The organism is Parapedobacter sp. SGR-10, from assembly GCF_011030405.1.
Taxonomy (GTDB): domain Bacteria; phylum Bacteroidota; class Bacteroidia; order Sphingobacteriales; family Sphingobacteriaceae; genus Sphingobacterium.
This window is the reverse complement of record NZ_JAAJTJ010000012.1, coordinates 72,124-85,648: the sequence shown is the minus strand read 5'-3', so window position 1 is coordinate 85,648 and position 13,525 is coordinate 72,124. Positions and strand designations below refer to the sequence as shown.

The window sequence follows — 13,525 nt, the reverse complement described above, 5'->3', positions numbered from 1 at the left end:
CTCTCTTTTTAATTTATTTTTTACGGATAAACAGTGCATCCTTAGCTGGTACCGTTAGGTTCCGCTCTTTCCAGACAAAGTCCTGTGTAGAAAGATTGGCGACGATCGTGCCATGCTCAAAGTCACGGTATACGATCTCTGGAGCGTTGTTGACGGTCACTTTGGATATTTCCACTGTTCCCAAGCCATCGTGCACCACCATGTTAAGATCGACCACTTGCTCTCCTTTTTTGTTGTACACAACAGGTTTCTTGGTCTTTGTGTCAAAAGCATTTCCAAAATAGATACGGTAGGTGAACCAATCTTCATTCATCTTGATAAAATTCACGGTTTCTTTTGGTCGACTTATGCCATTCAGTATCAAACTCGCCGAACGCAAATATCCTTCAGGATAACGGCTGTCTATCTTGCCCGACCGTATCGTAAGTTCGACATAGATCTGTTCATTTTCAAAAGGGAGGTTCTTGATACTGAATTTCAACCCATCGACCGATTTGGCAGGAGCGAGTTCTAGAACACCATTGTCGTTCAATCGAGCCGTAGTATTCTCCGCAACAGACAGAAAGGGCGCATTATTGCTGGGGTTAAGGATAGCCGCTTGTGCAGGAGCTCCTCTTCCCCCCAATAGATCAGATCCACCGTACGGCGCAGTTCCAGCCAGATGGACTGCCTCGCCTATGGGTTTGCCCAACCATCCTATCGAGCTTTCTGTTTGGGGCAACCCGAAGACTTCATGCAATTCAGGGATTCCGTCTTTCGTCGTCCAACTATTCGCTAAAATAAAGCTATTGGTAAACGCCGTCCCTGCAAAGGCCAATCGGTAATGGGCCAATAAATCTTTCTTATCTATATGATGCGGTCCATCGTACCGAAAGGCCGCATAGTTAAAATATGGTTCTCCGGTTACACCCCGCCAAAAGTTCAGCAGATTAATGGGTGTCGACCAGTGTACAAAGCCACGGGGTTCTTGCGAAGGGAAACCTTCCATCTCCGCACCATTGAATGCCTTGTTTCCTACTTGTTGGCTCGCGACATTCCGTCCATCCGCAGCAATGATCTTGTCAGGACCAACAGCCTCCCGCAATCTATTCACGAAATGAAATACACCGATACCGTAGCTTTGAAGATCATCAACGACACCTTTATCTTCTACCCCATCCATATTGACATCAGGCCATTGCCCCAACACCCGGCGACTGGCATGGGAACCCATAACCGGCACCCCCATCATCACATCAAACTGTACGCCGTCGAAGTGCTGCCAACGTCCTCCTTTTTTAAAATTTCCGGATAGTTCTTCCAACAAGATGTCGGCACAGGTTTTACCATTTTTATCTTTGGGGCAGTGTGTTGAGAGGTTGTAATACCAAACCATATTTTGTGTTTCGCCCCAAGGTCCCTCCATCACCTTGGGCGCAGCATATGTGTTTTCTTTTGAAAATTCGAGTGGCTTGGAGCCAAACATGGCACGTCTTATCTTAATCCTGTCACCATCCTTCTCCAATAAACGGACATATTCTGCATGCTCCCAATCCAAACTTCCGTCTTTTTTCTTGCGCACCAGTGTAATGTCATCTTTTGAGCGCCTTCTAGCACCATTGTCCAACTGAAATTTATCGGGATTGGCTACCTTGATCCACATGTCTTTCTCGAACCGACTACTTCTTCCGGGCAGATCCGACTGCACCTCCGAACCCTCAAAATAGAGCCAGTGCCCTGCCGAGAATTTGTCCAACCGATAATTAGGAATACGGCCCCGGCCATTCATGTGTACAATAACAAACTTGTCGGGAAAATCTTTCTTGTAGCGGTTGAACCAATCCCATATTTGTTCGTGGGGGTTGTTGCGCAAAAGTTCCTCATGCTCCGTTTTTCCCAGAATACCACTGAGATCAGAGAAGCGATCCCGCCATTCTTTATATTTACTAGGTTGATCCCGGTAGCTTTGCCGTATGGTAAATTCGGCGACACGAAAATATCCGGCCCGCGGATAGTTTTCCGAAAAAATTTCCAACCTATTCAGGTTTTGGGCATGGCTATGGTGAACCATGTCAAAAGTTCCTAAAATTAGCAGGAAAAATAGGTATTTATAGCTTTTTATCATCTTTATGTGGTTATCTCTATACTTAATTTTCACTACCCTTTGACTTCATACCGATGAAGCACCTCCCCATCGTCTTTTTTCATCACCACCGCCAACTTTTCCTTATCCACAACCACATGAATCTGTGTCCGCGTGCCCAGATTAGGGCCGCCTCCGATCATGATCGGGTAATTGTGCCTCCCTTTCTCTGCCTCGTGGAAGCCATATCTGTGCGTATGTCCGCTGATCATCAGGTCTATTTTGTACTTGTTGAGCAACGGGCCAAATACTTTTCTGCAATGAGCTACCCCAGGCGGGTCGCGGTGAAAATGGTAGAGTGGTATATGTATCAATACGATGCGGTATTTTGCCTTTTTATAGGCTTCACTCTCCAACTGCTGTTCCAGCCATTCGGCTTGTTTCTCCCGATAAGCATCAAACGCTGCCAGACCAAAATACTGCTTGTGATTATCTGCCTTATCCTCGCCCGAGTCCAGACAGATAAAGAAAGTTGATCCCCGCGAGAAGGTGAAATAGGGAGCATGATCAATATTGTCAAAATAGTCCGGTAATCGCCTCGCAAATTTCCCTCTTGTCTCGTGATTGCCGCGCACAAACAGAAAAGGTTTATGCGTCGCGAATGATGCCGTACACGGATCTATCATCTTCTCGATAATTTGGTTTTCATCTGTCTGAAAATTGAATATATCCCCATTAAAGAAGACCATATCCAAAGGTGCGTTGCCGTGTAAACCAATATGTTGCTCGATTGCATCTGGCCGCTCGTGGATATCATTCAGCACCAACATTGAAAACTCCTCTTTTTTCATGTCCGGTGCTGTGAAGCTGTACATCTCGCTCTCAATGGTATTTCCAAAGACGACGTCATAGGGTTTGTATTCGAAAAAATCTTTAGAGAGTACTTTATAGTAATATTTCTTGCCGGGTTCCAGATTTCTTAATGTGATGGCATGAATACGGTTATTAGCCTCTACCAGTCCAAGCTTTACGGTCTCCGCACTACTCTTCAGACTTTCATCCAATCCGTATTTTACCCAACTATACGTAGGTTTGTTGGTCATAAACCTCACTGTGATTTCTCCATGCAGCGGATTCTGCAAATAGGGTTTTGTTAAGAATTTGTGTTCCGGATCGTCAGCAACACCTTTATGTTGCACTTCTGCCCGCAGAACCGGCAAGTTGGCAACACTCAATAACCCTGCTATCTTTGCCGCCTTCCCCAGAAAACTCCTTCTGTTCGATTTTAAATCTTTCATGATATTTTCCTCAAACTAAAGCACCCTCTTTTTCAGCACTAAAGTATTTCCAGTGTCTTCCATTTCAAAAATCTGCGCCCGCTCCTTTCCAGATGGCGAGTTGGGACCGTGGAATGTCAGCATGAGGCGACCGTCAAAAGTTTCAAACAGCATTCCATGCCCGCTATTCTGACCAAAAAGCAGGTCAGGTTGCTGCTTCCAAGGCCCTGTCAGCTTACCTGTGGCAGATTCTGCAATCCCGATGGCATAACTATCATTTTTAAAGCTCGACCACAGCATCAACAGTTTTCCCGTTTTCGTGCGGTATACAAAACATCCATCGGTCACATAAGCGGTATCACCATTTGGTTTTTTCTGCCCCGTAGACCAATTCGCACTCGAAGCATAAAACAAGGTCACGTGCTCTCCTTTGGGTCTAGATAGATCTGGCTCCAATTCTACCAATACCATACTTCCATCTTTGATCTGTACCCACTCGTGGCAATAAATCATATAGGGCTTACCATTCTCCTCCCACAAAGTCCCATCAAGAGCCATACGATCTATTGGGGTATGGGGGAGTTTGTCTTCAAAAGGGAGAAAAGGTCCCATCGGACTATCGGCATGAAAAATCTGCGTACCCCGAAAATTGTACTCAGGCCACCCCTCCTGATTCTTTTTCCACGGAATACTGGAATTAAGTGTGGCAAACAGGTAATACCTACCCTTATAATGATGTACTTCGGGTGCCCATATCACACCTCTGATCCAATTGTCCGGTGGAGTCACGAATACTGTATACGGACCTTCCCATGTTTCTAAATCCTTACTTTTATAGGTGACTACTCCGCTCGAAAACTTTCCTTGATCGTTTTTTACTTTCGCAGCTTTGTAAAGGAAATAAGTCTGCGACTGTTTGTCTGCCACAATATAAGGATCTCGAATATTTAAATCCTTAATATGGACTTTCGATGGACTAGTTTGTGCCCAACTCCATGATATTATAAAAAGACAATAGTATATCAGCATAGATACCCTGCTGAGCGAAGTTTTATTCATATTGTTATATCTCAACTAAACGTTTTTTAGGTTACTTATTCAACTCTACATCCAATGCCGCTCCCGGGTCGCCTTGCTGTCCCATCCACTGCTCTAGCTGTTTTTTATATGATGTCAACTGTCGGGTATACTTCGGGTTTCCGGCGAGGTTGTTCATCTCGCTAGGATCGGATTTCAAATCGTACAATTCAAATTCTGGGCGTTTGACAAACTGTCGTACTTTTCGTTCGGCTTCTGGATCGCGGTTTGCCCTATTCACCCAGGTATTCCAAAGACTACCTTTGGACTGTGGATTCATCATCTTGACATAAAATTCTCTTTCCGGGCTGAGATTCCATATAAACTTGTAGTCTCTATCACGAATACTGCGTATTGGATAAGCCGTCCCGGCAGGAATATTATTATGGATACCATAAGCATATTGACGCGCTCCTAAACCACCGTTTTTTAATACGCTCAAAAAACTAATACCATCCAGATCATCCCGCTTTTGGCCACCGGCAATTTCTATAAGTGTCGGTACGACATCTTCATACTGCGCTAAAGCTTCCGAAGTGCTGCCTTTGCCTACGACACCCGGCCACCGTACAATCATGGAACTACGCTGACCATAATCCCATAACGTCCATTTTCCTCTGGGAAATTGAGGGCCTTGCTCTCCCAGAAACATGACGATAGTATTGTCCAACTGTCCGTTTTTTTCCAACATCTTCATCACATCCCCCACTTGATTATCTAAACGTCGTATTTCTGCCAAAAAATTAGCAAAGTTACGACGGGTAACCGGCGTGTCCACCCAATGCGCAGGTAATATCAACTTTTGGGGATCAAACTCCGAGGGATCTCCGGCTGTCCATGGTACATGTGGATTGATACTCATCACAAAGAGACAGTAAGGCTCCGGTGCCGTGATATATCGTTCAATACTATCCAAGAAATAATCATCCGTACGTTTTACACAATTGGGTTCAAACCCCGGTACTATATCGAAAGGAAATATTTCTCGGGGTTTTGTTACGTGATTTTTCCCCGTTAGCCCTACACGGTATCCCAGATCAGCCAAATAATGGCAGACACTTTTCAACCCGTCATTGACAGCCTTATGATTTTGGTATGCGCCATGCCTAGCCGGGTACAGTCCCGTAAACAACGATGCCCGAGTAGGCACACACATTGCCTCTGAAGCAATCATATTGGTAAAACGCATGCCGGATGCAGCCAATTCGTCGATATGATGTGTTTTCAGATTTTGTCCTCCATAGCAACTCAATTGCTTAGAATCCAAATCATCGGCCATGATAATGACGATATTGGGTTTGCGATGATCCCCGGCATAGTTTTTTGAGGGGTTTGTCTGCCCAAAAGCAAACAGCGATACTCCTAACCAACAACATACTGAGACCAGCACATTACTTAACCAAACTGTGTTCATATTTTAAAATTGATATACTCTCATTATACAAGGTTGCCTATACTATTGATTTTGCTGCGCTCTTTTTTGTCTAGCATGTTCTTTCTCTCTTTTCCTCTTTTCCATCAGGCCTTCCCATTGCTCAGTGGTCAGTATTTTCTTAAAACTTTCTTCACGCTCTTTGACAGCTATCTGCGTCCTTTTTTTCCGTTCAGCCGGATCGACACCCTCAGCCTTTGCTTTCTGGAGTTTGGTATAGAACGTCAAAAAAGTTTCTCCGACCTTTTGGTTCTGTTCGTCTGTCAGCTTCAAGGTTTTTTTAAAGCTCTTTGTTTTTTGCTTTGCCAATATCTCCGGCGATTCCTGTGCCTGTGCCGTCATTAAAAACATGACTGATAATAGTGTACCGATCACTAATTTCATACCTGATTTTAAACTTTTCATTTTCATAACATTTAATTTTAGTTTATTTAGTTACTTACTCAACCCGACATCCAATGCTACTCCCGGATCGTATTCATTTTAAAATATGGATCAACGAACCTACTGTAGACTAGTCAACTTGATATCATCTACCCATACACTCGTAGCGACCGGTACATCTCCGAACTTAAGACTCACCCTATACCCTTCATCCTTTGGAATACACTCGGTTTCAAAACGATACACCGCCACATCACCAGATATTTCGACTTGTTCGTTGAGAACAGGCCTGCCTCCTGCCACAGGCTCCACGGCTATCGTAAGGGTAGTTTTCGGTCGATTGGCTTTAGAGGCCAACTCAATCCTAAATTTTTCTCCTTTTTTTGCCGGATAAGGCCAGCGCAGGGCTACAGCATTTGTGTTAGAAGCTTTACGTTGCACCGTAATTTTGGCCGTATTTCGTCCCTGAATCACATCCTTTGTATCCACTTCTATCCGAGCCAAGCCTCGTTCGGCTTGATAGATTTTCCAGTCACCGAGACGATCCTCAAAATCCCCATTTATCATTCTTCTATAAGCTTGAGCACGTTCGCCATAGGTACGGGTATTCAAAGGAAAGGCACCTATCCTCTCTGCCCAAGCATGCCACTCCTTATACATGTCCTCCAATTGTTTAGGATATTTTTTGGCCAAATCATATAATTCGGATGGATCATTGTCCATATCGTACAATTCAAGGGATGCCTTGTCGAAATCGGTGCGTTCTTTGGTTTTGGCGACCATCTTCCATTTTCCATCCCGCATAGCGATATTGGCCTCATGCTCCCAAAAGATTTTCCCTCTATCTACCTGTTTTCCCACAAACTGGGGAGCAAGGCTTTTACCTTCCAAAGGCTGAATGGTATGTCCATTATATTTTTCCGGATAAGAAGCACCAGCTACATCCGCACAAGTTGCCATCAGATCGATAATATGTCCATAGCTATCAATAAAGGAGTTGTTCAAATCCTTGCGGATACCCTTGGGCCAATGTACGATCAAAGGTGATGCAATACCGCCTTCGTGTACATAATGTTTGTATTCTCTAAAAGGTGTACTACTCAGGTTGGCCCAAGACTGTCGATAGCTTTCGTAAGAATCTGCTTTTGTTCCGTCCAAATATTCTTTTTCCCGGCTGATATATTCGGCACAAGCACCATTGTCACTGAGAAAGAAAATAAGCGTATTCTCAAATTGTCCTTGTTTTTTCAGTTCATCGACAATATGCTTGATCCCTTGGTCCATAAGGTCTATCTGCGCTGCATAGATGGCCATGCGCATCGTCATATCTTCCTTTTCCTGATCCGATAGCCGATCCCATGCCTGTACCTTACTATCTCTCGGAGAGAATGCATTATCTTGTCTGATAAGACCGATTTCACGTATCTTCTTAAATCGCTCTTGCCGAAGGACATCCCATCCTTTTTTGTACCGTTCCACGTATTTATCTATTTCCGGTTTTAGCGCATGCAGTGGCCAGTGGGGAGCAGTATACGCTACGTACAGGAAGAAAGGATTTTTCTTGCCGGCTTGGGCATGTTCGCGGATATAGGCTATACTGGTATCGCTGATAGCATTGGTCAAATAAAAATTTTTAGGGGTACGATAGGAACGATTATTGCTGTATATAGTGGCTTTGAAATAATTTGCGCCACCGGGAATAATCCCAAAATAACGATCAAAACCCCGTTGTATAGGCCAGTTATCTATAACTTTTCCTTCTATTTTACGTTCATTGGTCAGATGCCATTTTCCACTCATATAGGTACTGTATCCGGCAGAACGGAGTACTTCGGCAATGGTCACGCTATTGTTATTGAGATTACCTGCATAAGCAGGTGTACCCATATCTGCTGCTGCCATCCACCCCATTCCTGCTTGATGTGGATAAAGGCCTGTCATCAATGCCGCACGGGATGGACAACAACGCGCCGCATTGTAAAATTGTCTATATCGCAATCCATTTTTCGCCAATTCGTTCAACTGTGGTGTCTCCACTTCACCCCCATAACAGCCTATATCTGAAAAGCCCAAATCATCAGCCATAATTAGTACGATATTGGGACGGCTATCATGGGATAATGTATCGGTCATTGCCAATACCCTATTCGGGGATAAGGAGATCACCAACAGACAAATCCACATGTTGGCGGGAATAAATCTTAAAACTGCTTTTGGTGCAAGCCTATTTATACGGGTCAGCATATCATGTAGGTTTATATAGTATAACTTTCACAAGTTTACAAAACCTATCCCTCTATCCCCTATAAATTTTAGGTCAAACACTTGAAATTTTGTGCACAATAAGACCACAACACAAACAAAAACAAATTAAATATCTAATAATAAGATAGTTAACAAAACAATCATTTTTTTTCTAAAAATATTATTTCGTTTCTTCTTTTTCCTCTCCCTCTACCTCGTCATCGAACAAAATCCGTACAGAGGGAGTATAGGTATCGTCATGTTGACCGGTCCTGTTGGCCCAAAAGAAAGCAACCAAAAAAATTAAGGCAATAAAAACACTACAACCGATTAGAAAGAATATGATGTTCATTTTTTGAGTATTGTATTGCGTATTGAGATTTATTGTTTTTGTTCCTAATTCCTTTGTTACTTGTTTCGGGGTGCGAGTTTACTGCTCTCTGTTTGCTGTCAACTATCCTCTGTCAACTGCCCCCTCAAATAAGTTTCCTGCGTCGTGCGTACCATCGTGTCGTCAGGCTCGTGAAGGAGATGATGGTAACGGTACTGATAGGCATTAAAATGGCCGCAAACAAGGGTGACATCGTGCCTTGTACCGCAAAACTCAAACCGATGACATTATACATCAGCGAGATCACGAAGCTCATTTTAATGACCTTGACGGCATCTTTGCTGAACACAAAAAACCGAGGTAATCTCTCGAAAGCCTCCCCATCCAATATAGCATCACACCCGGGCGAAAAGTTGTTGATATCATCCGAAACAGCTATACCCAAATCAGCCTCGCGCAATGCTCCCGCATCGTTCAATCCATCCCCCAACATACATACCTTATTCCCTTCCTGCTGCCATTGGCCTATCCTGCGCAATTTGTCGCCAGGACTTTGATTAAACAGCAGTTCGGACTGTACCGGAAATATCAAACGTAGGGATTCCGCACGACGTTCGTTATCGCCAGAAATCAGATGCAGGTCATAATGGCAGTGACTTAACTTGCCTACAACTTCAGACAAACCCTTACGCCAAGATTGTTCCAATGTAAAACAACCTTTTATTTCTTCATTTACCTGGATGTAGACAACAGATCCTTCAAAAGGAGATTTGTTTGTTCCTACGAACGTGGCACTGCCCAATTTGATTTCATCATTCTGAAATCGCCCCTTCTGCCCCTGCCCTACAATCTCTTCGTAATCCGTGACAGGCAAGACCGTACATTCGCCCAACCACTTGATAATCTCCCGACTCAAGGGGTGGTTGGAATTGCGACAGAGGGAATAAATTAGGCTTTTGTCCCGTGTGGATAGCTCACCCTCAAAGTGCATGGTGGAAACATGAGGCGAGGATATGGTTCCTGTCTTGTCAAATACGACGGTGTCGATGGCGGCCATCTGCTCTATAGCAGCTGTATTTTTGATATAGAGTTTATTTTTATCAAAAATACTTAATGCTGCAGAAAGTGTAAAAGGAGAACTGAGCGCCAATGCACAGGGACAGGCAATAATCAATACAGCTGTGAAGGCTGCCCATGCCCTTTCCGTATTGCCTCCAGCCAACCAAAAGACAGCTGCCGACAGAGCTATGCACAACAGTCCTATGGTAAAGTACTTACTGATATACCCCACAAAGGTATCGAATTTTTTTTCTTGAACCTTAAAGTTCTCGTTGTTCCAGAGTTTGGTTAAGTAGCTTTGAGATACAGGCTTGACAACTTCCATTTCAATAGCCTCTCCGACTTGTCGTCCTCCGGCATATACAATCTCGCCCAATACTTTTTCTATAGGACGGCTTTCTCCCGTCACAAAACTAAAGTCTATCGAAGCTGTGCCTTTCCATAAAATGGCGTCGGCAGGAACAATCTCGTTGTTCCGGACCAATATTCTATCGCCAACTTTGAGATCCGCGATCTGTGTAGGCCGTTCTCTTCCATCTTCCAATACGGTGACAGCTACTGGAAAATAGGAGCGGTAATCACGCTCAAAAGAGATGTGATAATAGGTACGCTGCTGTACCCATTTACCTATTAGGATAAAAAACACCAAACTGCATAAGGTATCCATAAATCCGGCTCCGGTCTGGGTCAATATCTCGAAGGCTGAACGAAAAAACAGGACAAATATACCCAATGCCAACGGGACATCGAGATTGAGCTGTTTTTGTTTGAGACTATACCAAGCCGATTTAAAGTAATCGGAAGCCGAATACAGTAGTACCAGAATACCGAAAGCCAAATTCATATAGCCAAAAAAGGCAGCATACTGGCGTTCGAACTCTGCCATACCGAAATATTCGGGGAAGCTGATCATCATCGAATTTCCAAAGCAGAATCCTGCCACGGTAATCTTGGCAATCAGTCCTTTCTGATTGAACTTCTTCCCTTCCTTGACAACGTCCTGTAGGGTAATCTTAGGATCGTAACCGATATTGTGTAACAACTGTACAAGCGCTTTCAAGGAAATACCCTTTTTGTCGAACGTGATACTGGCCTGTTTTTTCATAAAATCAACTTGTGAAGATTTTACGGCCGGATGTAGCTTATAAAGGTGTTCCAACAGCCAAATGCAGGAGCTACAATGTATGGCGGGTATATAAAAAGTCATGATCACCATCTCATCATCCTGATAGTCGACAAGCTTGGCCACAATATTAGGCTCATCCAAGTAGCTCAGATCTTCCTTCTGTACTTTTTGGGACTTGCCGGGGTGAGTATTATATCTATAGTAACTACCAAGGTTGTTCTCGTTCAGTATCTGATACACGGTCTGACAACCGAGACAACAGAATGGACGGTCGTCCAGCATATATGTGGTGTCCTCTGCCATATCTCCGCAGTGGTAACAGATTTTTTTGTTGATGGTCAGATCGTTGACTTTCGACATTTTTTGTTTTTTATGTTGGCGCACGAATCCCTTCGTGTGCCTTGGGGCTTCGGGCAAATAATGGGCAAATAACAATTTACCCCTACTATATCGCTTGACTGAAAAGGTTTTCCTGGTCTTTTTTACGATGCAGGCGTTCGTCGAAAGCCATACATATATTACGCAAAAAAGATTTACCTACTTCGGTGGCATGGACGACGTCCCCATCTACCGTGACCAGTCCATCTCCGACCAAAGGATCTAACCGAGCCAGAATCCGTTCGTTGCATACAAATCCTTCTTGCAGCCTCACCGTTCCCCTACACATCATGTCAAGAATATATTGGCGAATAACAACATCTGTATCACCCAACAGATGTCCCTTGAATACAGGAAGCCGACCTTCTGCAATCCGTGTATGATATTCTTCGACAGTTTTGACATTTTGCGCAAAGGCAGTCCAAGCGTCGCTGATCGAGGATACCCCCAGACCTATCAACAAAGGCGTATATCGGTCGGCGTAGCCCATGAAATTGCGATGTAATCGTCCCTGTTGTGCTGCAACGAACAAAGCATCTTTTTCTTTCGCAAAATGATCCATCCCCACATCCTTATACCCAGCTTGTTGGATCATCTCCTTTCCCAACTTGTACAAAGATAGCTTTTCTTCACCTTGTGGCAAATCTTCCTCGGTAAAGCGCCGCTGGCCGGGCTTGATCCATGGTACATGCGCGTAACTGTAAAAGGAAATACGGTCTGGAGACATACACAAGGATTGTTCAATAGTCATCCGCACAGAATCAGCTGTCTGTAATGGCAAACCGTAAATCAAGTCAAAGTTGATCGACTCGTAGCCTATACCCCTCGCCTGATCCATGACACGCATCACATCTTCTACTGTCTGATGGCGATTGATAATAAACTGTACTTTTTTGTCAAAATCCTGAATTCCTAAACTCAACCGTCTAAAGCCTAGATCATATAGCACTTGCAAATGTTCGGCGGTTGTATTAGCCGGATGCGCCTCGAACGAAAATGAGGCATTTTCTGCTTTAGCCTGTCCATCAAGAATACCTAAAAGCAACCTCTCCAGATGAAGGGGATGAAAAAAAGTCGGCGTACCTCCACCTAAATGGATTTCAGCAATTTTTAATTCTTTATCGCCCAAAATCTCCTTGTACATTTTCCATTCTTTAAGCAGTGAATTGATATAGGGCTCTTCTACATTGTGGTTTTTGGTAATGCGCGTATTACAGCCACAATAGGTACAGAGGCTTTCGCAATAGGGTAAATGTATATAAATGCTTATGCCTTCTTTACCGGATTTTTGATAATTCTGTACGACACGTTCTTTCCATTGCTCAGCATTAAAGCAGTGATTTTCCCAAAACGGTACGGTAGGGTAACTTGTGTACCGTGGTGCGGCAACATTGTATTTTGATATGAGGTTGTGTATTTGCATTTGTCTTTTTTTATGTTAACACAGACAATAGGGATCACAAGCGGCACGCTTGCACAGAAGGCACAAGCATCGTTTCACTAATGCTTGCGCCAGAGTTAACAGGCCTTATGTTTCATTTTGTTTGTCGTTCATAGTTTTGCTTCAAAGGAACTCCTTTTTTCTCACATTCGAGCACACACTGACAGGCCAAACCGAGGCATCTTTCGTCCCCCCAGTTGTTGAGGTTCATGATGGTCTGATAGGCTATGCCAAGGGTACTTTGGTCTTCGAAAGGAGTGTTGGCAATGTGCAAACCAAGTTTGTTGGCATGGGAAATGTCGATATGATCCAGAGAAATGGAACGTGTAATGATTTTCTTGACGCCGATCTGATCCAGCTTGTTCAACAATGTACTATCAAGCACATCCCTATCGGAAATGATGACGACTTCCTTCCCCACTGCATAATGTAGGGTTCCCATATCCAACCCGTTTGATATCAACGTAAGGTCATGCACCTTGGCATTAGCCAAGGCAAGTTGTTCTTTCTCAAATTCCCGAATATTGTATGCCACGACTTTCATGTACACCCCTGATTTCACAAGATTTCTCCAAAACTAGGGCATGTACCAATACTTGTGAATGTAGGTGGTCAGCTTAATATATGATTTTCATCACTTACAGGGTGAGTGATTAACCACTAAACTATGATTTACGTTTTTTTGAATTACGAATTGTTACGTGATGCCCTTCC

Annotated in this window: 10 protein-coding genes; all 10 read right to left on the bottom strand. The window is 43.8% G+C overall.

What is annotated here, in order from left to right; all coding sequences use genetic code 11:
* Positions 1-13: 13 nt before the first annotated feature.
* A complete protein-coding gene (locus G5B00_RS10475) occupies positions 14-2,104 on the bottom strand; it encodes a hypothetical protein (protein ID WP_205966390.1) in 2,091 nt (696 codons plus the stop codon).
* Positions 2,105-2,136: 32 nt separating this feature from the next.
* The gene (locus G5B00_RS10470) at positions 2,137-3,360 is read right to left on the bottom strand and encodes a purple acid phosphatase family protein (RefSeq protein ID WP_163874642.1); all 1,224 of its coding nucleotides are present in this window, start codon (positions 3,358-3,360) and stop codon (positions 2,137-2,139) included.
* A gap of 15 nt (positions 3,361-3,375) precedes the next feature.
* Positions 3,376-4,368, bottom strand: coding sequence for a glycoside hydrolase family 43 protein (locus G5B00_RS10465; protein ID WP_240894456.1), 993 nt, complete (start codon positions 4,366-4,368; stop codon positions 3,376-3,378).
* Between the two features lie 61 nt (positions 4,369-4,429).
* Positions 4,430-5,830: a sulfatase gene (locus tag G5B00_RS10460; protein ID WP_163874635.1), complete on the bottom strand. Its 1,401-nt coding sequence runs from the start codon at positions 5,828-5,830 to the stop codon at positions 4,430-4,432.
* Between the two features lie 42 nt (positions 5,831-5,872).
* The gene (locus G5B00_RS10455) at positions 5,873-6,253 is read right to left on the bottom strand and encodes a hypothetical protein (protein ID WP_163874632.1); all 381 of its coding nucleotides are present in this window, start codon (positions 6,251-6,253) and stop codon (positions 5,873-5,875) included.
* Between the two features lie 99 nt (positions 6,254-6,352).
* Complete coding sequence (locus tag G5B00_RS10450; protein ID WP_205966389.1) at positions 6,353-8,476, bottom strand: arylsulfatase; 2,124 nt, start codon at positions 8,474-8,476, stop codon at positions 6,353-6,355.
* 181 nt (positions 8,477-8,657) lie between these two features.
* Positions 8,658-8,828: a cbb3-type cytochrome oxidase assembly protein CcoS gene (ccoS, locus tag G5B00_RS10445; protein ID WP_163874629.1), complete on the bottom strand. Its 171-nt coding sequence runs from the start codon at positions 8,826-8,828 to the stop codon at positions 8,658-8,660.
* Between the two features lie 124 nt (positions 8,829-8,952).
* The gene (locus G5B00_RS10440; protein ID WP_163874626.1) at positions 8,953-11,352 is read right to left on the bottom strand and encodes a heavy metal translocating P-type ATPase; all 2,400 of its coding nucleotides are present in this window, start codon (positions 11,350-11,352) and stop codon (positions 8,953-8,955) included.
* Between the two features lie 85 nt (positions 11,353-11,437).
* Positions 11,438-12,793, bottom strand: coding sequence for an oxygen-independent coproporphyrinogen III oxidase (gene hemN / locus G5B00_RS10435; RefSeq protein WP_163874623.1), 1,356 nt, complete (start codon positions 12,791-12,793; stop codon positions 11,438-11,440).
* 112 nt (positions 12,794-12,905) lie between these two features.
* The gene (locus G5B00_RS10430) at positions 12,906-13,355 is read right to left on the bottom strand and encodes a lactate dehydrogenase (RefSeq protein WP_163874620.1); all 450 of its coding nucleotides are present in this window, start codon (positions 13,353-13,355) and stop codon (positions 12,906-12,908) included.
* Positions 13,356-13,525 lie beyond the last annotated feature (170 nt).